The organism is Anabaenopsis elenkinii CCIBt3563 (genome assembly GCF_015245355.1).
GTDB lineage: Bacteria > Cyanobacteriota > Cyanobacteriia > Cyanobacteriales > Nostocaceae > Anabaenopsis > Anabaenopsis elenkinii.
This window is the reverse complement of the sequence record NZ_CP063311.1, coordinates 274555-297580: the sequence shown is the minus strand read 5'-3', so window position 1 is coordinate 297580 and position 23026 is coordinate 274555. Positions and strand designations below refer to the sequence as shown.

Sequence of the window (23026 nt, the reverse complement as noted above, 5' to 3'; positions counted from 1 at the left end):
CCGCAGCCAGGGGTTAGAAACCCCTGTCTAATAGCTTAAGTCGGAGCAATCCGACTGAGTGTTAATTTTCACAGGGAAAATAGGGTGAAAAATCATTGCTTAGAGTATTTTATGTTACCTACTAGTCCACTTCTAGTGGACTTTTGCTTTCAGACGGGGAATTTATTCCCCGGCTGGTTTATTACCAGCGCTGGTGCGATCTGCTTGCAGCAGCGCTTCGCTATCGCCCGTACGTTTTTTGGTTTTCCATGGCGATCGCGATGGGTGAGAATAGTTAGTTGCTGCCAAAATTTACCCAAAATTGCTGAAATTGTCACCACAAATGATACATTTAAACCACACCTATCTTGAAGGGAGAGCTATAAATAGTTTTTAAACCATGTTAGTCACTGTTCACTGGATGATAGGATACATCTTAATTTAGTTAGATATGTTGAGCGATGATCGGAGAAAACAATCCCGAAATTAATGTTGATGAATTAATGGCCAAGATCCGCGATGAGGTGGCTAAAAGAAAAGGCCGCCCTCAAGGAGTCATAAAATCATCTTATGCAGATACAAGTAATCTGACATTACACCTGAGCTATATTGAATCTTTCCTCAAAAATGCTGAGGATAGGGCATATACTCGCACCAAATGGCCTGATAAACTCAACCGCTTTCCTTTTAATCTGAGCAAAAAATTACAAAAAGCGACTTTAAAGTTATTAAATTTTCTCTTCAAAGACCAAAGAGAAATAAATTTTAATTTGCTCCAAGCTCTCAGAGAATCTGTAGTTATTAACCAACAACTAATAGCAGAAATCTCTAGCTTAAAAACACAGCTTAATGAAAATTTACAGACAGTAGATACTCAATTACAAACCACCCATGAGCATTTACAGACAGTAGATACTCAATTACAAACCACCCATGAGCATTTACAGACAGTAGATACTCAATTACAAACCACCCATGAGCATTTACAGACAGTAGATACTCAATTACAAACCACCCATGAGCATTTACAGACAGTAGATACTCAATTACAAACCACCCATGAGCATTTACAGACAGTAGATACTCAATTACAAACCACCCATGAGCATTTACAGACAGTAGATACTCAATTACAAACCACCCATGAGCATTTACAGACAGTAGATACTCAATTACAAACCACCCATGAGCATTTACAGACAGTAGATACTCAATTACAAACCACCCATGAGCATTTACAGACAGTAGATACTCAATTACAAACCACCCATGAGCATTTACAGACAGTAGATACTCAATTACAAACCACCCATGAGCATTTACAAACAGTAGATACTCAATTACAAACCACCCATGAGCGCCTACAGACAGTAGATACTCAACTAGAAACCACCCATGAGGATTATATCAGAAATGACAGCTATGTCAAAAATGATCTCATGCACCAGAAGCGGTTAATAGGATTATTTTTGGAGGAAGCACGGCGACGATTACCTGCACCTTTTGATCAAGAACAGCTACAAACCTTTGTGAATGAAGATGAACATTTGTTAGATGCTTTCTATGTGGCTTTTGAAGATTATTTCCGGGGGAGCCGTGAAGATATATTAAATAGATTAAAAGTGTATTTACCTCTGATTGAGCAAGCTAATATTGGCACACCAGACGCGCCTATTTTAGATGTAGGCTGTGGGCGGGGTGAATGGTTAGAATTACTCAGGGACTCTGGATATATATCTAAAGGTATAGATATCAATAGAGTGATGATAGAGCAATGTCAAGCCAGAGCTTTGGATGTTATAGCCGCAGATGTCATCGATTATTTACAAACTGTACCAGAAAACAGTTTGGGTGCTATCACAGGATTTCATATTATTGAACATTTACCCTTTAAACTATTGATGCGGTTATTTGCAGAAACAGTCAGGGTGCTGAAACCCCAGGGGTTAGTAATTTTTGAAACTCCCAATCCTGAGAATGTTTTAGTAGGTAGCAATAATTTTTATTTAGATCCCACCCATCACCATCCATTACCTAGCGCCACAATTCAGTTTATGGCGGAAATATCTGGTTTATGTAATATCCAAGTGATGAAATTACATCCATATCCAGAGAATCAACAAGTTGCAGGTGAAGATTTAGCCCAACGCTTTAATCATTACTTTTATGGTTGCCAAGATTATGCAATTGTAGGTTATAAACATGAGTAGCTACAAAATTGCAGTTGTAGTACCACGTATGATAGGTGGGGAAACTGGAGGCGCGGAAAGGTTTTTTACAGGTCTCGTCAATTCCCTCAATACCACAACTACATCTGCAGATATGGTTGAGGTCTTAATTGATGAATCTAGCTTTGAAACCATACAAGAATCATATTTACGTTGCTATGATTTAGACCTTTCTGCTTATGATGGGGTAATTTCTACCAAGGCTCCTACTTTTTTGCTGCGTCATCCTAATCATATATGCTATTTGGTTCATACAATCAGAGTATTTTATGATATGTTTGAGCAGGAATTTGGTAAAGGGAATCAAGTTTTAAAAACTCAAAGAGAAACTATTCAACAAATAGACACAGGAGCCTTACGACCTCCAAGAACTAAAAAAGTTTTTACTATTGGTAACGAAGTTAGTCAAAGACTAATGCAGTGGAACGGTGTAAAAAGTGAAGTTTTACATCCAGCACTAGTATTAAACAATTTTAGCAGGGGGAAATATGACCATATATTTTTACCAGGAAGGCTACACCGCTGGAAGCGGGTAGATTTAGTGATTAAAGCAATGGCTCACCTCCGGTACCCCATGAGCCTCAAAATTGCCGGTACGGGAGAACAGGAGCAAGAATTACGCACACTCAGTGAGACAGATCAGCGGATAGAATTTTTAGGTCGAGTTTCCGATGAAGAACTGTTAAACTTATATGCGAATGCTTTAGTAGTACCCTTTGTACCCATCAGAGAAGATTATGGCTATGTAACTTTAGAGGCTTTTTCTCATTTTAAACCAGTGATTACTTGCCAAGATTCTGGAGAATCTTTACAGTTTGTTAAGGACGGTATAAATGGTTTAGTGGTTGCGCCTAAACCCAAAGAAATCGCTAGAGCCATAGAATACTTCATTAAAAACCCAGAACAAGCTAAAATCATGGGCGATCGGGGAAAAGTTGCCATTAGTCACATTAACTGGTCAAATATATCTCAGAGGTTATTAAGTGTTTTGCAAAATAACAATGAATAACAAAAGTTAATCAAAATGACGCAAAAACAAATTTTCCGAGTGACTGTTTTAGATATGCAACCCATTGATCCACCTATTGGGGGTGGGAGACTCCGCCTACTAGGACTATATCACGGCATGGGTGAGTGTCTTCCTACTACATATATCGGATCCTATGACTGGGAGGGAGAAAAATATCGACATCATCGGTTGAGTAAAACTTTAGAGGAAATTGATATTCCTTTGAGTGAGCAACACTTTGTTGAATGTGCTAAATTGCAGTCCCGCTTGGGTGGTAAAACAATTATAGATTCTTGCTTTAATTTGCTAGGGCATCATTCTAGTGAATTTGTCGAAACTGCAAAAAGCAAAGTCGCTGAATCAGATATTGTAATTTTCTCTCATCCCTGGGTTTACCCATTAGTCAAGGATTCCTTACGACACCCTTCCCAGCTTGTCGTTTACGATTCTCAGAATGTGGAAGGTTTATTAAGAACGAGTTTATTAGATGATGGTGGGTTAGGAACTGAAATTGCTCAAAATGTAGTGAGCATAGAATATGCTCTGTGTCACAACTGCGATTTAATTCTGGCTTGTTCCCAGGAAGATAGAGAATTATTTAATAAATTATATAATATTCCCTTTAGTAAAATAGCCATTGTTCCTAATGGTGTATTTACAGATAAAATTCCCTATGTAAGTGGTAGTCAGAAAAAAATAGCCAAGAAAAAATTAAATTTAGGAGATACTCCAATGGCTATTTTTATGGGTAGCTCTTATCTACCCAACATTGAAGCAGCCAGGTTTATTATTGATGAATTAGCTCCAGCTTTACCTAATATACATTTTGCCATCTGTGGCGGTGTCTGTGATCAATTTAGCAACGGCGAACTGCAACAAAGAAACATTACTAATGTTATTCTCACAGGGTTTTTGAAGGAAAGTGAAAAACTTAACTATTTAGCTGCATCTGATCTAGCCATTAACCCTATGTTTTCCGGTTCAGGTACAAATATCAAGATGTTTGACTTTATGGCTGCTGGTTTACCTGTCATTTCAACACCAATTGGTGCTAGGGGTATTTTGCAGCTAAAAAACCCGACTATACACATTTGTAACGAAAATGAATTTATAAACGGGATTCAAAAAGTTTTACAAGACCATGATTATGCTAAAAGTCTTAGTCAATCAGCTAGGAACTTGGTAGAGAAAAAATACTCTTGGGAAAAAATTTCATCAAATCTGGGAATGCTGCTTTGTAAGAAGTACTTACAGCAGAAAAAATATATATCCAGCTTACATCAAAATGTTAATAATCAATATAATTCTCATCAGCTAAATGAATTATCTAACCAAGAAAACCTGGTTGAATCTAGTGGGAAATCTCAAAAAATATATATAGTCTCTACTTATCCACCTGAACATTGTGGTATTGCTAGTTATGGTTCTCAATTAGTTGCTTATTTAGTTAGTCAAGGACATCAAGTTACTACTGTTTCCGTTAATCTGCAGGCAAATGCTGATATCAAGCTGAATTTAGGAGGAGGAATAAATCCCATTTACCTCTTGTTTTTCCGTTGGAAATGTGATCAATTAATTATCAACTATCACAGAAGTTTTTTCTTTAAATCTAACCGAGACACAATTATTACCAATATTGTTTTTTTGCTTTTATATCTAATATTTTGGGGTAAAATCAGCATCATATGTCATGAAGCCGAGTTATTACCGAAGAAAGGGTTATTAATTAAAAGGTTATATTTTTTATTAGAAAAACTTCGTTGGCTAGCCAGCCCAAAAGTATTTTTTCATACTAAAAGTGAGTTAATAGATTGTGCATCACATTATGGACTGCAAGAAACTAATAGATTATTTCTACTTGGTCACGGTAATCACTTCCAAAAGCACACACTCCTAGAACAATCATCTGCTAGAACATCTCTTCAACTGAGTAAAATTAAGGAAAATACACTTGTATTTCTTTGTATTGGTTTCGTCCAACATTCCAAGGGCTTTGACAGAGTAGTGGATGTATTTAACAGACTATCACTCATCAAGAATACTCATTTGTATGTTGTAGGTTCCATCAGGGTAGAAACAGAAGCAGATAGAAATTATATGGAAACTCTCAAAGAAAAAGCCCATGGAAGTGAATACATCACAATCATTGAGAAATTTTTATCAGATGAAGAATTTGATTTATGGATTAGTGCATCAGACTATGTTGTTTGTCCTTACAGAATCATATGGTCATCATCAGTTTTAGCCAGGGCAAAACTATATCAAAAGCGCTGTATCGTTTCTTCTGTAGGTGGTTTAGCCGAACAAATTACTGATCAGGATTTTGTATTTGGCACGGATATTGAACTTGAAAGCATTATCAGCAAAATAATTTACAAATTAGGATAAACTAATGAAAAGCTTTTTCTGGAAAATTTTTAATTATTTTCAGCAGACAATTATGAATAAAGAACCGCAAGCTAATATTACTACCGAACTAGAAGATGACACCTATATCAGCCAAATCATGTCTCGGGTTTTAAATCAAAATTCAAACTGTATCGATATTGGTTGTCATTCTGGAAGTATTTTATCCCAAATGTTAAGTTTATCTCCTTTTGGTATTCATTATGCCTTTGAACCAATACCAGACCTAGCTAACAAATTGAAGGAAAACTTCCCCACTGTCAACGTTTACGCCATAGCTTTAAGTGATATTGAAGGGGAAGCAACATTTCACCACGTTATCAGTAATCCTGGTTATAGCGGACTCAAACAAAGAACATACGATACACCCGATGAGCAGATAAAAACAATTACAGTCAAAACAGCAAGACTAGATGATGTACTTCCCCCTGACTTAAAAGTTGACTTTATTAAAATCGATGTGGAAGGAGCAGAAATGCAAGTTTTGAAAGGCGCTATACGCACTTTAAAAGTATATAAACCATATGTCATATTTGAACATGGTCAAGGTGCTGCTAACCATTATGGGACTACTCCCGAAATGATATATGGATTTCTGGTAAATGAGTGTGGTTTCAATATTTTTAAATTGAATGGTTCAAACCCCTTGAGTCAAGCTCAATTTGTCTCAATATATAATTCTGGCTCTGCTTGGAACTTCTTTGCTCAACATGGCTGTTAGAGGATGTTTAGTAAGTTATGATTAGTGTATCAAATATTGTTTCACCCCACCCTAACCCTCCCCTTGTAAGGGGAGGGAACTGGATTTAATGAATTAAATGGGGTAAAGATGTGATGAAAGCTTATCAAACAACCTCTTAGCCAAAAATTATATGTGATCAAAAATTGCACAAAAATATGTAAAATCATTGACATAAATCAAATATGAGCGAAGCACTTTTAGAACCAATACTAAGACGACTAAGACTCTGGAGAGTCCTACCCCATATTCCCAAAAATTCCCTAGTCTTGGATATAGGCTGTGGCACTAAAGCGACTTTTCTAAAAGCTATTGCACCCCATATCAAACAAGGTTTTGGTGTTGACTTTAAAGTCAAGGACTTGCAAATGGGTAATATTCAAACCAAACAACTAAGGTTTGAGAACCATTTACCCTTTGCAGATGCAAGTTTTGAAGTAGTCACCATGCTTGCAGTTTTAGAACACATTGAGCAAGAGAGGGAGATATTACAAGAAATTTACCGAGTGCTTATTCCAGGAGGCAAATTAATCTTAACAGTACCATCAGTTTGGTCACAACCTGTTCTGGAGTTTTTAGCTTATCGGCTAAAAATTGTCAGTGCTGCGGAAATTCGAGATCACAAAAGATACTATAACCGCCAGAAACTACACAGGGTTTTAGTTAATCTGACCAACTTTCAAAACTTTCATCATCAATACTTTCAATTAGGAATGAACAATTTTTGTACAGTTGTTAAATAAACTTTCAAGTCAAGTAAATTTATGAAATTATCTGTTGTAATTCCCTGTTATAACGAACTCGGCACAATTGGCCAAGTAATAGAAGCAGTCAAAGCCTCTCCTGTGGAAAGCCTAGAAATCATTATCGTTGACGACTATTCTACAGATGGCACAAGACAATTATTACAGTCTCAATTAGAATCAGAAGTAGATCAAGTTATTTATCACCATAAAAATCAGGGAAAAGGCGCAGCTTTAAGAACAGGATTTGCCGCCGCCACTGGAGATATTGTTATTGTTCAAGATGCTGATTTAGAATACGACCCCCAAGAATATCCTTTAATGATTCAACCGATTGAATCAGGAAAAGCTGATGTAGTTTTCGGTTCTCGCTTTCAAGGTGGTAGACCTCATAGAGTAGTCTATTATTGGCATCGGATTGGTAATGGTTTTTTAACAATGCTATCCAATATGTTTACTAATATTAACCTGACAGACATGGAAACTTGTTATAAAGCCTTCCGCCGGGAAATAATTCAATCTATACGCATCAGAGAAAATAGATTTGGCTTTGAACCAGAAATTACAGCCAAGGTAGCCAAGATAGGATGTCGCATTTATGAAGTCGGTATTTCTTATTATGGACGTACCTATAAAGAAGGAAAGAAGATTGGTTGGAAAGATGGATTTAGGGCGATTTACTGTATATTCAGATATAATTTATTGAGATAATATATATTTAATATATAAATAATCAATTAATACCAATCAATAACGAGGAACTATTTCAAATGAATAACAATATCTTAGATGTGCGCAAAAATAACTTAATTAAAAGTGTAATTAACAATCTAGCAAATCTCCTATTTTATATCTTAATTTGTGGGTTAGGAGTTTACATGGCTTTTTATCCTACACTATCAAGTGGTTTTGCACTCATGCAAGAGAATCCTGGAGATACTAGATTAAATAATTACTTCCTAGAGCATTCTTTTCAGCTATTTACCAATAGAAATTACATAGGAGATTTATGGTCACCCCAGTTCTTTTATCCATACCCAGAAGTATTAACTTTTTCTGAGAATTTATTTGGTTCAGCCCCTATATACTGGTTATTCAGGTTCTTTACTCCGTCAGAACTAGCATTTCAGTTATGGATGATTACTATGTGTGTCCTTTGTTTTTTTAGCTTTATCATCTTGATGAGTAGATACAAAGTTAACCCTATTTTAAGTGCTTTGGGTGCTTTTTTATTTGCTTTTAGTATGTGTAGAGTTGCGAAAATTGGTCACCAGCAACTACTACCTCAATTCTTTACACCTCTAGTTTTTCTAATTGCATGGGAATTTTTTCGCCAACCAAATAGGAAAAGGTTGGCATTATTTTTACTACTAATTTATCTACAAGTTCTCTCTGGTATATATCTGGGATGGTTCTTATTATTTAGCTTAATAATATTGTTTGGTGTAGGGTTGAAGATAGATCGTAACTCTCTAGATAGGTTAATGAATTATGGGCGCAGGGATGCAAAATTTGTGTTTGTAATAGGTTTATCTTGGTTAGGCGTTATGTCCCTAACTTTATTTCCTTATATTAAAATTAAATCAGTTTTAGGTGGCAGTCCTTACTCGCAAGTAGATCAAATACTTCCTAGATTGAGTTCTTGGTTTTCAGTTCCACCTGGTAGTATTTGGTCATTCCTGCTTTCTTGGGTTTCCAGAGATTTACCTTACGTTTGGGAACACTATTTATTTGGTGGATTGACAATTATTTTTTTAACTATAATAACTATATACACATTAATTAAGCACAAAACAATATTTACTTTTGAGAGAGAATTATTGATTAAAGTCTGTTTACTAGTTTTTATAATTATTTTTGTTTTATCATTGCGTTTACCATTTGGAATTTCACTCTGGAGGATAATCTATGAATTAGTACCAGGGGCTTCTGCAATTAGGGCAATGACAAGAATATGGACAATTGCTTACTTCTATTTGTTAATCGCAATAATATTATGTTTTGATTCCATATTTAAGTCAGTTTTACTGGTGAAGTTTTCCCGTCGAGTGAGTATATTAATACTTATCACAATCTGCATTTTAGGTATATTTGAACAAAGATTATCAAATTTAGCTAGTTACGAAAAACAACCATTGCTAAAGGAAGTTACAGAAATACGCTACTTAATGGAAAAAGACTGTGATATTGCATATTTACACTTTAGTCCAGAAAAGGTTTATTATGTAGAACAACTATCTGCCATGTGGGCTGGAATACAAGCAAATATACCAGTAATTAATGGTTACTCTGGTTATGCACCACCTAAATACGGAGATGCGTCACAATCTATGAATACATCTCAAATTATTGATTGGCTAAAGGTTTTTCAGAAAGATAATTCTGGAAAACTATGTGTTATTTCCAGAGAGAATATAGAAGAACAGGACAAGTTGCTGGCTGAAAATACCCTCAGAAAAAATGTTAGTTTATCTCAAGAATTTACTGCCTATGTAATTCAACTACCAATTGGTGAAGAACGGAATCTGAGTGTCAACTTTACACAACTTGCTATTACAGAGAAATAGCAATGTAAATGAAAATTTTGCCAAACTTCAATAAATACAAGGGTATATTTGTGTCACCACAAGAATTTAGTTTATTATTAATATCAGTTTTAACAAGTGTAGCTGGTCAGTTTTTCTTAAAAGCTGGCGCACTTAAATTAGGGAAAGTCAATCTAAACAATACCATTAGCCATATTTTCAGTATCATTACCATCCCGGAACTGTTAATCGGGTTGACCTGCTATGGTTTAGGTGCTGTAGCTTACATACTCTTATTAACCAGAGTGAATTTAAGTGTTGCTGGCCCTTCCATAGCATTAGTGTATGTGTTTTCAGTGTTGTTGGGTTACTTTATCTTTAAAGAAACAATTCCTCTCACTCGTCTAATAGGTTTGAGTTCTATTATCGCTGGAGTGATTTTAGTAGTTTGGCAAAAATGACCTATTAATTTGATAAAATTTGATAATTTTGATGGTGAAAATCCTCATTGATGCTACCCCAGTAGAACCCCAACCCAGGGGGATTGGGTTTTATGTAGCTAATTTAATATCTGCTCTGAGTGTAATCCAAACAGAAGATAATTTTGATTTAGGATTAGTTTATCAACCAGGTTTAAAAAAGTGGTTACGGGGTGATTTGGGCTTTCCTGATGCTCTGAAACATTACCCCCATCGTCATGTATTCCCCTTACCGGTAAGACTATCAAATTTACTCTTAGCTTCAGGGTTTAAACCTGGTTTATCTTACTGGGAAAAATATTTTGACTCTCCAGATATCTTACACGGTACTAATTACTCAGTCTATCCTTGTCAAAATAGCCTCAAGGTGATGAATATATATGATTTGACATTTATCAAATATCCTCAGTATGTAGATTCAGTTGTCACAACATATACAGAAAGAGTGCGGCGCTGTTTACAGTGGACAGATTTAGTATTAACAATTTCCCAAAGCTCTAAACAAGATATTATCGAATATTTGCACGTAGCACCAGAAAAAATTTATGTAACTCCCTTAGCTAGTCGTTATAATCCATCCTTCTTAGATCAAGCAAATATTCATAAATGGGAAAAACAAATTAAATATGATTTTTCTCAACCTTATATTCTGTTTGTCAGCACCATAGAACCCAGAAAAAACATTGACAACATCATTACTGCATTTAATTTATTAAACCAAAAATATCAAATTCCTCATCAATTAGTCTTAATAGGTAATAAAGGATGGAACTACAAGCCAATATTTGCAGCGATTGAAAATTCACCTTGGCAAAACAAAATTCACCATTTACAATACCTCAATAACCAATTAGTAGGATTATTTTACTCCCAAGCTGATGTATTTGTTTATCCATCCCATTATGAAGGATTTGGTTTACCTGTCTTAGAAGCAATGACTTTAGGCGCACCTGTAGTTACTGCTAACACTTCTTCCCTCCCAGAAGTTGCGGGAGATGCAGCTATATTAATTGACCCCAAAGACCCGATGCAGTTAGCTGAGGCTATTCTACAAGTAATTAGTAATTCTCAGTTACGCCAAGAATTAATTAACAGAGGTAGAGACAGAGCCAAATTATTTTCCTGGGAAAGAACAGCAAAAGAAACATTAAAGGCTTATAGGAGTATTATTTGATCAATCTCCCAAGAATTAATCTCATTTTCACATTAAACTGATTTAGAAGACAGCGTAATTTTAGAGGTTGTTTGGAAAGTATTAAACAGGTAATTTTTATACTAGGGAACAGGGAACACCGGAACAGGGAACAGGGAACACCGGAGCAGTGAGCAGGGAATGGGGGACACACCGAAACAATAAAATCCAGTCCCCTCCCCTTACAAGGGGAGGGTTAGGGTGGGGTGAAACAATAGTTGATACACTAATCATGACTTATCAAACATCCTCTTAGAGGTGCTAAAATTATCGGCATTCATTCAGCGTATCAGTCAAATTGAACTCATATAATTTACTTTATTAACAATGACTACCAAAAAAGCCCTCATCACCGGACTTACTGGACAAGATGGTTCCTATCTGGCCGAAATTCTCTTAACCAAAGGTTATCAAGTATTCGGCTTAGTCCGCCGTTCCAGCACCAGCAACCTAGAACGTATTAGCCACCTTTCCAGCGACATTGAAATCGTATCAGGTGACCTCCTAGATCAATCTTCCTTAATGGACGTAATTACCGATTCACAACCGGATGAGATTTATAACCTTGCATCTCAAAGCTACGTTCCCCTTTCTTGGACTCAACCAGCTTTGACAGCTGAATACACAGCTCTGGGTGTTTCCCGTCTCTTAGAATCTATTCGCCGCTGCAAACCAGATGCAAGATTTTACCAAGCCTCTAGCAGTGAAGTTTTTGGTCAACCTGATGAGTCACCCCAAACCGAACGCACCGCTTTTCGTCCCCGTAACCCCTACGGTGTGGCGAAAGCTTACGCCCATTGGATGACTATTAACTATCGGCAAAAATACAACCTTTACGCCTGCTGTGGTATTACTTATACTCACGAATCACCAAGACGGGGTACAGAATTTGTATTTCGTAAAATTACCCACGCCGTCGCCCAAATTAAACTGGGTTTGGCAAATGAATTAAAATTAGGTAATTTAGATGCCCGTCGTGATTGGTGCTACGCTAAAGATGCTGTTTATGCCATGTGGTTAATGTTACAGCAAGAACAGCCGGAAGATTATATTATTGCCAGTGGTGAGACTCACTCGGTGAGAGAATTAGTTGAATGTGCTTTTAACTGCGTTGGTCTCAATTGGCAAGATTATGTGACAGTTGACCCCACTTTTTACCGTCCTGATGAACCAGTGCAGTTAGTTGGTGCTGTGGATAAAATTAAAACTGAGTTAGGTTGGCAACCTCAATATAATTTCACACAAATGGTAGAATTAATGGTTGATTATGACCTGAAAAAATTGCGGGATAGCCTAGATTAACAGCATCATGTATTGGGTTGATGAACCACAGGTAAACATAATCTGTAGGTGTTCATCCTCACCGATTAGCAATTATCGAAATCAACCCGCCTTTGAAGATTGTTAATTACTGTTGAGTTATTTAATTTTTTACTTAAAAATTGACAAGTACAATTAATGGATTTAATGAAAACATTAGATAACCAACTAATTATAAATTTATCTATTCTTTGGTCACAGCCAACAGGGATTAGTAACTATGCTCAAAATATCTTCCCTTATTTAAAATCTCTCTGTCCCACCTTATTAACACCACAGCAAGACCCAGAATTTAACTGCTATCCAGTTCCCAATAATCTTACCCCCGCCCAAGGGACAAAAGGACATTTGCGCCGCTTACTGTGGACACAGTTCCAACTTCCCCAAATCTATACAAACCTCAAATCTCGGTTGTTATTTTCCCCCTTACCAGAAGCACCGCTTTATAGTAACTGTCGTTTTGTGGTCGTTTCCCACGACTTAATACCATTGCGCTTTCCTCAACGGTTCTCACCCTTGACATTTTACCATCGTTACTACGTTCCCCAAGTCCTCAAACAAGCACAACACATCATCTGCAATTCCCAAGCGACAGCAGAGGATATCATTAATTTTTATCAAATTCCCGCCGGTCAAATCACTCCCATTCTCCTAGGTTATGATCGTGAACATTTTCACCCTGCTCACGAAAAATCGCCAGAAAATCAGCCTTATTTTCTCTATCTAGGAAGACATGACCCCTATAAAAACTTACATCGACTCATAGGGGCTTTTGCGGAGCTACCAAATAGGGGTGAATATCAACTATGGTTAGCAGGGCCTGTTGATAGGCGTTACACTCCACTTTTACAAACCCAGGTCGCAGAATTGGGAATTACTCAGCAGGTAAAGTTTCTCAATTATGTATCCTATGACGAACTACCCAAGATTATTCATGGTGCGATCGCCCTAGTATTTCCGAGTCTCTGGGAGGGCTTCGGTTTACCAGTCCTCGAAGCCATGGCTTGTGGGACTCCGGTGATTACTTCTAATCTTTCTTCCCTCCCAGAGGTAGCAGGGGAAGCAGCGATTTTAATTAATCCCTACAACAGGGCAGAAATCACCGCAGCTATGCAGATGATAGCTGAAGATCTGCAAATGCGATCGCACCTCTCTACCCAAGGTATAAATAGAGCCAGTCAATTCAGTTGGGAAAAAACCGGACTTGCGACTGCAGAAGTTTTATCCCGCTACTTATGAATGTTAGGCTAAAGTTATCTTACTCCAGCCTTCACAAAAAAAACCTATGGTTGTGCAAACTCCCACCCAGCAATATTCTATAGAAGAATACCTCGCACTTGAAGAAACTGCTGAGTATCGCAGTGAATACCGTAACGGGGAAATTATACCCATGACTGGCGGCTCTATTAATCACAACCAAATCATTATCAATTTAGTAGTTGCTCTTAGCCTGGCTCTGAGAGAACAAGATTACCGCGTTTACACTAGTGACCTACGCCTGTGGATTCCCCATTACCAACAATACACCTATCCTGATATTCTTATCATTAAAAATCAACCCCGCTTTCAAGAGGGAAGAACTGATACAGTAGTAAATCCCAGTATCATCTTTGAGGTACTTTCTAACTCTACCAGCAGTAGAGATAGGGGAGATAAATTTACTTATTACCGTTCCCTCCCGGAATTGCAAGAATATATACTAATTGACCAATATACAATTCATATTGAACAGTTTAGCAAAACTCCAGAAGGTAACTGGCTGTTAAGAGAATCTAACGCTCAAAACGGAATCTTAACCTTAGCTTCCGCAAATTGCCAAATTCCCCATAGCCAGATTTACCAGAGAATAGATTTTTGCAGTAATTCAGATTAAGGAGTTCCCAGAGCTCCTGAGTAGACCAAACCCCGCTGCATATCCAGAGTAAGAATTGCACCATCACGAATTACCTGGGTTGCTGTTTTTACACCCACAATCACAGGGACACCCAGACGCAAGCCAATGACAGCAGCGTGACTGGTTAGACTTTCTTCCTCAGTAATAATACCTGCTGCTTTACGAATTGCCTCAACAAAATCCGCATCAGTCCGGGGTGCCACCAAAATATCTCCGGGATTAAAATTACTCACATCCATACCAGTGTGAGCCACCCTAGCGCGACCACTTACTGAACCTTGTCCCAAGCCAATACCCTGACCTAGCACAGCTGTAACCACCTCAACCTTAACTAAATCAGTGGAGCCAGAAACACCTTGAAGAGTACCCGCAGTCATCACCACTAAATCACCTTCAGACAGGTAGTTATGCTCTTGAGCCACATTGATAGCGGCTTGAAAAGTCTGCCCAGTGGAAGGTAAACCTAGCACCAATAATGGTTTCACACCCCAAACCATCTGTAATTGTCGTGCCACATTCACATGGGGTGTCACAGCCAAAATTGGCGTATGGGGACGGAACTTAGAAACATTACGAGCTGTAGCCCCTGTTTGTGTCAGGGTCATAATTGCCGCTGCTCCCAATTGTTGAGCAATTTGTCCCACAGCTTGACTAATGGCATTAGGAATAGAACGTCGGTCATCTCGGTGGGAAAGTAGGGACGAATTTTGTGCTGCTTCCTGTTCCATGCGTTCAGCAATTCTCGCCATGGTAGCCACCGCTTCCACAGGATAATTACCCACAGCAGTTTCATTTGATAGCATCACAGCATCCGTACCATCTAAAATGGCATTAGCCACGTCTGAGACTTCAGCACGAGTAGGACGGGGATTACTCACCATACTGTCTAACATTTGGGTAGCCGTGATGATGGGAATCCCTAAGCGATTGGCTGTAGCAATCAACCGCTTTTGCAGCACAGGGACATCTTCAGCAGGTAGTTCTACACCCAAGTCACCTCTAGCCACCATCACGCCATCACATAAGGACAAAACTTGTTCCATTTGTTCAATGGCTTCATGTTTTTCAATTTTGGCAATGACTGGAACCTGCTTACCAGTGCTAGAAATTAGCTCTTTAATTTCGATGATGTCCTGGGGGTTACGGACAAAGGAAAGTGCTACCCAATCTACACCTTGGTCTAGACCAAACATGAGATCCTCGCGGTCTTTATCGGTCATGGCCTTAATGGATAAGTAAACACCCGGAAAGTTAACACCTTTATTGTTAGATAACTTACCAGCTACCGTGACACGACAATGTAAATCGCCTTTATCAGGGTTAATATCCTCTACCACCATTTCTACTCGCCCATCGTCGAGGAGGATTTTCGCACCTGTAGGCACTTCTTGGGCTAAATAGTCGTAGGTAACACAGCTAATTTCCTGTGTTCCCACAACTGGGCGATTTGTCAAGGTGAAGCGATCGCCTTTTTCTAAAATTATCGACCCATGTTCAAACTTACCTAAGCGAATTTTTGGCCCTTGCAAGTCTTGGAGAATTGCCACAGGTTGATTTAATTCAAAGGCAGTTTGTCGAATTAAGCGAATACTACGCTGATGGTCAGCATGAGTACCGTGGGAGAAGTTGAGCCGCAGTGTCGTCGCACCAGCTTCGATAATCGCCTTCAGCTTTTCGGGGCTGCTAGTGGCAGGCCCAATTGTCGCAACAATTTTTGTTCGGCGTAGAGAGTCTCTTAATTGCATAGGGGCTGATTCTAGGGGGCTATCTCCATCTAGAGATTCATATTAATTTAAGGGGCGTTTAGTTTTCAGTCTCTGTTATATCCATAACCAACAGAGGCGGAGGATGAATGGGGGTGTGAGAGTCACTCGCAACAGAAATGATAATTTTCCCCTGGTTAAGATTTCCCCAGATTTGTGAGATAGAGTAGATATCGTACACCAAACTGGGTTCCATCCTCCTGAATATAGATTTTTCAGTCAACTTTTTGCTAGTTGCCTAGACACCCTAAGGGAGCGGAAAAACTTATCTCTCGTCTGGAATCATAACCCTATTCATCTGAGCTTCGGCACATCTTAAGTTAAATCTTGCTAAATAAAAGCTTACAAAAGTTTATTATTTGCTCATCTTCATCGTATATTCGTAATGTTTCATGAAACAAGGAGTTAAAAATGCTCACATTGGAGGCACAGAAGTCACTGAAAATCCCCCCCAAGGAATTTTTAGCGCCTCCTGGTGATTTTAACCCCACACTGCTACTGTTTGTGTCCACAGTAACAATGCTGGTGTTATCTAACTTTGGTTACTGGCTCTGGCAATGGCCTGATTGGTTGTGCTTTACCATTAATACCATTGCTTTACATTGTGCAGGCACTGTGATTCACGATGCTTGTCACCAATCTGCCCATCGTAACAGAATCATTAATGCCATGTTAGGCCATGGTAGCGCCCTGATCTTAGCTTTTGCCTTCCCGGTATTTACACGGGTGCATTTACAGCATCACGCCCATGTCAATGACCCTAAGAACGACCCGGATCATTACGTCTCCACAGGCGGACCATTGTGGTTGATAGCAGTACGTTTTTTGTACCATGAGGTGTTTTTCTTTCAGCGGCGACTGTGGCGTAACTATGAACTATTAGAATGGTTCATTAGCCGCTTAATTGTCGGCACAATTTTTTATATTTCTATTCAGTATCATTTTTTAGGCTACATTCTCAATTTTTGGTTTATCCCAGCTTTTTTAGTGGGGATAGCACTAGGATTATTTTTTGATTATTTACCACATCGTCCCTTTGTAGAACGCGATCGCTGGAAAAATGCCCGGGTCTACCCTGGTAAACTCCTGAATATCCTGATTTTAGGACAGAATTACCACCTGATTCATCATCTGTGGCCTTCTATTCCTTGGTATAATTACCAACCTGCTTATTATGCAATGAAGCCGTTGTTAGATGAAAAGGGTAGTCCTCAGACATCAGGCTTATTACAAAAAAAGGACTTTTTAGAGTTTGTTTACGATATTTTTATCGGGATTAGATTTCATCGTCATCACCAATAGAAATACCCCCAGCCCACCTTGGGTGGGCCGGTTTTTTGGCGGAGGTCAAATCTCAGTAGATAGGCTTTGAGCGTAAATCACCTCAATGTTGCTACCAAGTTCCAATTTGTCTAAAGATTCCGTGAAAAACACAAAACCTTTATATGCTGTGAGATACTTATAAATTTTTGTGAAATACCCTTCACTTGTGACAATTACTAGTGGCTGCTCCATTTTGGAGAGAATGGTCAGAAAATCTGCTAGTTTTACGCACACACCAGTTACACGCTCATTAAACATTCTCCCGCCCATGGCAGCAGGTTGAGCCCCATCACTACCGTAATAGCTCATTTCGTGCTAATTTTTACATATAATTGACAGTCAAATTTTAAACTTTTGACTTAACTGCCTGCTGTGATGGTTGTAACGGCTGGGATAAACTCCAATCTGGACGTAATTTAGCAGCTTGGCGTAAATAAATATGATTAATTGGTGTAGAAGCTGGAAGGTAAGCGTGGATAAGAAACCGAATGCAACGCTCTAAGCTACCTTCGACGTGCATTTGTTGTACATCCAACATTGCCACATTATCCCACCCAGAACGCGATCGGGCGATGGCTGCAGGAAAAATCGCATCCAAATCACGTGTCACCGAGAAAGTCACACTAATCATCTTGTCTGACTGGAGTTGATTCCTTTGCTCTAGTTCATCTATCAGTTCGGTTACCGCTTCTCTAATTGCTTCAATAGTGTTTTCAGCAACGGTTGTTGCTCCGCGAATAGCCCGCATTTGCCACTCCACGCCAAAATCCTCCTTAGATTAGTCATTGGTCATCAGTGATTGTAAATTTTTTACAATCACTGCTAATTATTTAAGGTCGATATAACCACAGTGGCAGACCACTGGTAGACATTTCAAATTCCAACCAATCAATTCCTACCTTCAGTCCTGAAGAAACCTGACGGTTTCCGGGTAGAAGGCGACTCAATAAAGGTTTTCGTTCTTCTAGGGTATAGCAGGGTGTCTTATCCGGATCAAGACCCACCATTTGTGCCGTCCACCGCAGTGCATCTTCTTCAGTTCCCAGACGGTCTACAACACCTAATTCTAAAGCCTGTTCCCCGGTGAAAATCCGACCATCAGCAAAAGTCTTAACAGTTTCCACTTCTAGAGAACGGGCTTCGGCAATGGTCTTGACAAACTGCTGATAACTCACGTCAATTAACTCTTGCAGGATGCTTTGTTCTGGTGCTGTGAGTTGGCGGTCAAATGCCAAAATATCTTTGTAGGGGCCAGATTTGATGACCTGGAAAGAAACACCAATTTTTTCCAACAGCCGTTCTAAGTTGTTCCCTCGCAAAATCACACCAATACTACCAGTGATTGTACCAGGATTAGCGATGATATGTTCTGCTCCCATGCCAATGTAGACACCGCCAGAAGCGGAAATATTGCCAAAGCTGGCGACGATTTTGATTTTATTGCGTAACCTCTTCAGGGCGCTGTAGATTTCTTGAGAATCTCCCACTGTACCCCCAGGACTATCAATACGCAGGAGTAAAGCAGGAAACTTTTTCTCTTCTACAGCTTTTAGGGCTTCTAACACACGCTTGCGAGTAGAAGCACCTATAGCACCAGTAATTTCAATCCGGGCAATTTGTTTACGAAACTTAGACTTGAAGGGCCAGACCATGAGCAATAAAAAAACCTCTGTAATATACTCAATATAAAATGCCTAGCGCTCAAACGACCTACTTGACTCTGTCCAAAAAAATCAGCAGGCATTGACGTAGTAATAATCTTAATTAAATTTTTATATTCTTTGTATATATTTATTTCAATATGAAGTTATGATTGGGTTTTAGAATCATACTGTTAAAGCATAATTCCCTACTTACTTAATTCTTTTATTTAATTAAATTTTATTAAAACAGATTATAAAACTCGGCAATATTAATACTCAACAGCGGTCGTTAGTTAAGAATCAATGCGTAAGATTTGATACCTATAGTAGGCATAGATATCAAATAGTCCGCCAACGAAACCACAGGTCACGCTAATAATTACAAGTCCATGAAGAGGATGACCGCTACCAAAGATAGAGAGAAAATGCATCATCTGAGTTGTGCTGGCATCCGTAGCCCCTTGTAAAGCTGGAAAGTAACCGATGACGGGCAAAAGGAATAATAGGCCGCCCACCAAGCACATAGGAGCCATAAAACTAAAAAACATAGTCAGCAATAGGGAGCGGAGGAAGTTGGTGAAAATAGACATAGATAGGAAGCTCCGTTGATAGAGTGAACAATGGCTGAAAACTTCAGATGTCATCTTCCAGAATACGTGCGATCGCTCCCTAAAAGGCAATATGTCAAAAATCTTAAGTTTTGATTAAAAAAAACGTCACATTTTAAATTAGATGATGTCAGCGTCAAAGAGTCTAAAATTCTCTATGACACTTGTCAAACATACCTTTGAGTCTATATTATTTCCTCATCATGGCATCAAAAATAAATTTAAGTAACTTTACTTTATGAGATTAGTGTTAAATTCAGTTAACGTTTCACCCAGAGAGTGGGCGGAAAGATTGTAATTTTATCATCACCAATAACCGAACCGGAGGGCATCCGGGAAGTAACGCTCTTTCGTGATGTTCCCCCTACATCTGTTGGACACAAGTCCAGTAAAAGCAAGGAACGTCAGTGACACTGGTATCCCCCGCCTTTAGGCGTGGGGAGTGTCAAATCCGCTATCCTGAATGCAGTTACCGAGTTAGCGAAAAAACATTGAGTGAGACTAAATCCAAATCCAGTTTAGGGACATGGAGTCAGCGACTGCTGGCCACGATTTTCCTGGGTGGACAAGTAATAGTTCACCTATTGAGGGGAAAAATCAATTGGCGCAACACTGTAGAGCAAATGGCCACTGTAGGTCCAGATTCCCTATTTATTGCCCTGTTAACGGCTATATTTGTGGGTGCAGTATTTACGATTCAGGTAGCGCGGGAGTTTATTAACTTTGGCGCTGGTAATTTAGTTGGCGGAGTCCTAGCGGTAGCATTAACAAGAGAATTATCACCCGTACTCACCGCCGTAGTTTTAGCCGGAAGAGTCGGCTCTGCTTTTGCAGCCGAAATTGGGACGATGCGGGTAACCGAGCAAATCGATGCTCTATTTATTTTAAAAACCGACCCCATTGATTACCTGGTTATCCCTCGTCTCCTAGCTTGCTGCTTAATGCTGCCGATTTTGACCCTGCTGTCTTTAATCACAGGGATTTTAGGGGGATTAATAGTTGCCACAAATATATATGCTATCCCCGATACGGTATTTCTAGACTCAGCTCGCAACCTTGTGGGTATTGGGGATATCATCAGCGCCTTAATTAAGGCCTGTTGCTTTGGCTTGTTAATCGCCGTCATTGGTTGCAGCTGGGGTTTAACAACCAAGGGAGGAGCAAAAGGCGTGGGACAATCAACTACAACCGCTGTTGTTACTTCCTTGCTGATTATATTTATTAGTAACTTTTTTCTCTCATGGTTAATGTTTCAGGGAACCGGGAGTGCATTCCTACAAGGTTTTTAACAGAGGTCTGGGAACTGTTCATATCTCCATGAGTGAACCATCTGGGATCTGGGCAGGTGAATCAGGCAAGTTAACCAAACCCAGAACCCCTAAAATAGGATAGATGTCTACTCACAAAATAGGATGGGAAACTGTGACAAGTTCATTTACAACTGATTCCACATCAACTGTGGAACTCCAGCCTAGCTATAATATACCCGTTGTCTTGCTGATTGCTGCCATTCCCCTATTGGTAGTGCAAGTTTGGGTAGGGTTGGTAATGGCATTGTTAGGCTTATTTCTGCTATTCCAAACTGTAACAATACGTTTACATTTCACCGCCACAGATTTAGACATCTATCGAGGCGAAAAATTACTCCGGCGCTTTCCTTACCAAGAATGGCAAAACTGGCGGATATTTTGGTATGGAATTCCTATCCTGTTTTATTTTAAGGAAGTCAACAGCATTCACTTTTTACCAATTTTATTTGACCCCAAAACCCTGAAATCTTGTCTAGAATCACGTTGTCCACGGATATGAGCTAGTTTCTACATCCTGTGAGCATCACTTATGCTCAGTGGTTTTGCATCTAGACTATATTGTTGAAACTTATTTATTTGCATTATTGTTTATGAACCCAGAGGAATCTCAAACTCCACAAAAGATGGATGAGTGGTTGGAACAAATAGAAGCAGAAAAATCGCCCCCAGAGTCACTCCTGGAAACACAAACGCCAAATTCATCTCCTGATCCACAACCAAATAATGCAAATCTTGTGCCCATCATACCTCATACAGAAGTGACACCTGCTGCCGTTGAGTCCACAGAAGACTTAATTGTTGAAGATGTATTACAACAAGCGGAAACTCCTGTAGAGCCAGAGTCGCAAAATAATTCACCGTCTGTTCAACCTGAGGACACAGTGGCTGATTTGCAAAGCCAAGCAGCATCTTTGAAGGCGGAAATAGCTAATCTACAAGCATCTTACAAAACCCTTCAGGAACAACTTAGTCAAACTCAAACCTCTCTGGGACGACTTGTACAAGAGTCACTAGCCCATTTAGAACAACGCAAACAAGCTCTGCAAATTTCTGTAGAACAACTAGAACGCCGCCAAGAACGCATTCGTAATGAAATGCGAACGACTTTTGCGGGAGCATCTCAAGATTTAGCAATTAGGGTGCAAGGCTTTAAGGATTATCTCACCGGTAGTTTACAGGATTTAGCAATGTCAGCAGAACAATTGCAGCTGACACCACCGGAACCAGCAAAACCTGTAGTCACACAGGTAAAAATCACCCAAGAACAGCCACAAACACCCCAATTTGCCCAACAACAGTTTCAAGAGACTACAAATAAAATTCGCCGATTGATTGACCAATATCGTAGTAACCCAGATTACTATGGACCCCCTTGGCAATTACGGCGAACTTTTGAACCAATTCACGCAGAACGAGTTGCTGATTGGTTCTTTACACAAGGGGGGCGCGGAGGTTTGCGAAGCATGGGAAGCCGCTTGCAGAATATTCTCATCGCTTCAGCTGTGGCTTCTATATTACACAGGTTATATGGCGATCGCCTCCGTACTCTGGTTTTAGCCAATTCCCCAGAACGTTTAGGTGAATGGCGGCGCGGTTTGCAAGACTGCTTAGGAATTGGTCGCCCAGATTTTGGTCCTGACCGAGGGGTAGTTTTGTTTGAAACCCCTGATGCTCTTGCACAGAAAGCCGACCGACTGGTAAAGACTAATCAATTACCTTTCATTGTCATTGATGATGGGGAGGAGCAAATCAGTTTAGCAATGCTGCAATTTCCTTTGTGGTTGGCTTTTGCTCCTGACCCTAAAGCAGTCAGAAGTTACAATGATGATTTTTAAGTAAGTGTATGGCTGCGCTGATGGCGTAGC

The 23026-nt window shown here is 39.2% G+C and carries 22 protein-coding genes; 16 read left to right on the top strand and 6 right to left on the bottom strand.

Annotated elements, in window-relative coordinates:
* Positions 1 to 162: 162 nt before the first annotated feature.
* Entirely contained in the window at positions 163 to 288 is a 126-nt protein-coding gene (locus IM676_RS19970) for a hypothetical protein (RefSeq protein ID WP_263973156.1), read from the bottom strand.
* Between the two features lie 152 nt (positions 289 to 440).
* On the opposite strand from IM676_RS19970, the gene IM676_RS01365 reads away from it, so the two are divergent.
* From IM676_RS01365 to IM676_RS01310, 12 genes are all read left to right on the top strand, one after another.
* Entirely contained in the window at positions 441 to 2189 is a 1749-nt protein-coding gene (locus IM676_RS01365; protein ID WP_225880425.1) for a methyltransferase domain-containing protein, read from the top strand.
* Positions 2182 to 3216, top strand: coding sequence for a glycosyltransferase family 4 protein (locus IM676_RS01360; protein WP_200988647.1), 1035 nt, complete (start codon positions 2182 to 2184; stop codon positions 3214 to 3216). The genes IM676_RS01365 and IM676_RS01360 overlap by 8 nt, the downstream gene beginning before the upstream one ends.
* 15 nt (positions 3217 to 3231) lie before the next feature.
* Positions 3232 to 5604 (top strand): glycosyltransferase family 4 protein, encoded by a 2373-nt coding sequence (locus tag IM676_RS01355; RefSeq protein WP_200988646.1) that lies wholly within the window; start codon positions 3232 to 3234, stop codon positions 5602 to 5604.
* 52 nt (positions 5605 to 5656) lie between these two features.
* Complete coding sequence (locus IM676_RS01350; protein WP_200988645.1) at positions 5657 to 6343, top strand: FkbM family methyltransferase; 687 nt, start codon at positions 5657 to 5659, stop codon at positions 6341 to 6343.
* 203 nt (positions 6344 to 6546) lie between these two features.
* A complete protein-coding gene (locus tag IM676_RS01345) occupies positions 6547 to 7104 on the top strand; it encodes a class I SAM-dependent methyltransferase (RefSeq protein ID WP_200988644.1) in 558 nt (185 codons plus the stop codon).
* Positions 7105 to 7125: 21 nt separating this feature from the next.
* Complete coding sequence (locus IM676_RS01340; RefSeq protein WP_200988643.1) at positions 7126 to 7815, top strand: glycosyltransferase family 2 protein; 690 nt, start codon at positions 7126 to 7128, stop codon at positions 7813 to 7815.
* Positions 7816 to 7874: 59 nt separating this feature from the next.
* On the top strand, positions 7875 to 9671 hold the full coding sequence (locus IM676_RS01335; RefSeq protein ID WP_200988642.1) for a hypothetical protein: 1797 nt from the start codon (positions 7875 to 7877) through the stop codon (positions 9669 to 9671).
* A gap of 50 nt (positions 9672 to 9721) precedes the next feature.
* Positions 9722 to 10090 (top strand): EamA family transporter, encoded by a 369-nt coding sequence (locus IM676_RS01330; protein ID WP_200990033.1) that lies wholly within the window; start codon positions 9722 to 9724, stop codon positions 10088 to 10090.
* Positions 10091 to 10121: 31 nt separating this feature from the next.
* Positions 10122 to 11282 (top strand): glycosyltransferase family 4 protein, encoded by a 1161-nt coding sequence (locus tag IM676_RS01325; RefSeq protein WP_200988641.1) that lies wholly within the window; start codon positions 10122 to 10124, stop codon positions 11280 to 11282.
* Positions 11283 to 11627: 345 nt separating this feature from the next.
* On the top strand, positions 11628 to 12602 hold the full coding sequence (locus tag IM676_RS01320; protein ID WP_200988640.1) for a GDP-mannose 4,6-dehydratase: 975 nt from the start codon (positions 11628 to 11630) through the stop codon (positions 12600 to 12602).
* A 156-nt stretch (positions 12603 to 12758) separates the two neighbouring features.
* Positions 12759 to 13859, top strand: a complete 1101-nt coding sequence (locus tag IM676_RS01315; protein ID WP_200988639.1) for a glycosyltransferase family 4 protein — start codon at positions 12759 to 12761, stop codon at positions 13857 to 13859.
* A gap of 46 nt (positions 13860 to 13905) precedes the next feature.
* Entirely contained in the window at positions 13906 to 14493 is a 588-nt protein-coding gene (locus IM676_RS01310; RefSeq protein ID WP_200988638.1) for a Uma2 family endonuclease, read from the top strand.
* Here the strand turns inward: IM676_RS01310 and pyk are convergent.
* A complete protein-coding gene (gene pyk / locus IM676_RS01305) occupies positions 14490 to 16259 on the bottom strand; it encodes a pyruvate kinase (protein WP_200988637.1) in 1770 nt (589 codons plus the stop codon). The genes IM676_RS01310 and pyk overlap by 4 nt on opposite strands.
* A 429-nt stretch (positions 16260 to 16688) precedes the next feature.
* Here pyk and crtR point away from each other — a divergent pair, with 429 nt between their 5' ends.
* Positions 16689 to 17579, top strand: coding sequence for a beta-carotene hydroxylase (gene crtR / locus IM676_RS01300; protein WP_200988636.1), 891 nt, complete (start codon positions 16689 to 16691; stop codon positions 17577 to 17579).
* A gap of 45 nt (positions 17580 to 17624) precedes the next feature.
* Here the strand turns inward: crtR and IM676_RS01295 are convergent, their stop codons facing one another.
* From IM676_RS01295 to IM676_RS01280, 4 genes are all read right to left on the bottom strand, one after another.
* Complete coding sequence (locus tag IM676_RS01295; protein ID WP_200988635.1) at positions 17625 to 17909, bottom strand: hypothetical protein; 285 nt, start codon at positions 17907 to 17909, stop codon at positions 17625 to 17627.
* Positions 17910 to 17946: 37 nt separating this feature from the next.
* Positions 17947 to 18360 (bottom strand): chorismate mutase, encoded by a 414-nt coding sequence (aroH, locus tag IM676_RS01290; protein ID WP_200988634.1) that lies wholly within the window; start codon positions 18358 to 18360, stop codon positions 17947 to 17949.
* A 70-nt stretch (positions 18361 to 18430) separates the two neighbouring features.
* Positions 18431 to 19252: a signal peptide peptidase SppA gene (gene sppA / locus IM676_RS01285; protein ID WP_200988633.1), complete on the bottom strand. Its 822-nt coding sequence runs from the start codon at positions 19250 to 19252 to the stop codon at positions 18431 to 18433.
* Positions 19253 to 19536: 284 nt separating this feature from the next.
* Positions 19537 to 19833, bottom strand: a complete 297-nt coding sequence (locus tag IM676_RS01280; protein WP_200988632.1) for a hypothetical protein — start codon at positions 19831 to 19833, stop codon at positions 19537 to 19539.
* Positions 19834 to 20342: 509 nt separating this feature from the next.
* Between IM676_RS01280 and IM676_RS01275 the strand changes: the two genes are divergently transcribed.
* The 3 genes from IM676_RS01275 to IM676_RS01265 all read left to right on the top strand — a co-directional run bounded on the left by IM676_RS01275 (position 20343) and on the right by IM676_RS01265 (position 22996).
* Positions 20343 to 21140, top strand: coding sequence for an MlaE family lipid ABC transporter permease subunit (locus IM676_RS01275; RefSeq protein WP_200990032.1), 798 nt, complete (start codon positions 20343 to 20345; stop codon positions 21138 to 21140).
* A 103-nt stretch (positions 21141 to 21243) separates the two neighbouring features.
* Positions 21244 to 21660, top strand: a complete 417-nt coding sequence (locus tag IM676_RS01270; RefSeq protein WP_200988631.1) for a DUF3119 family protein — start codon at positions 21244 to 21246, stop codon at positions 21658 to 21660.
* Positions 21661 to 21751: 91 nt separating this feature from the next.
* On the top strand, positions 21752 to 22996 hold the full coding sequence (locus IM676_RS01265) for a DUF3086 domain-containing protein (RefSeq protein WP_200988630.1): 1245 nt from the start codon (positions 21752 to 21754) through the stop codon (positions 22994 to 22996).
* Positions 22997 to 23026 lie beyond the last annotated feature (30 nt).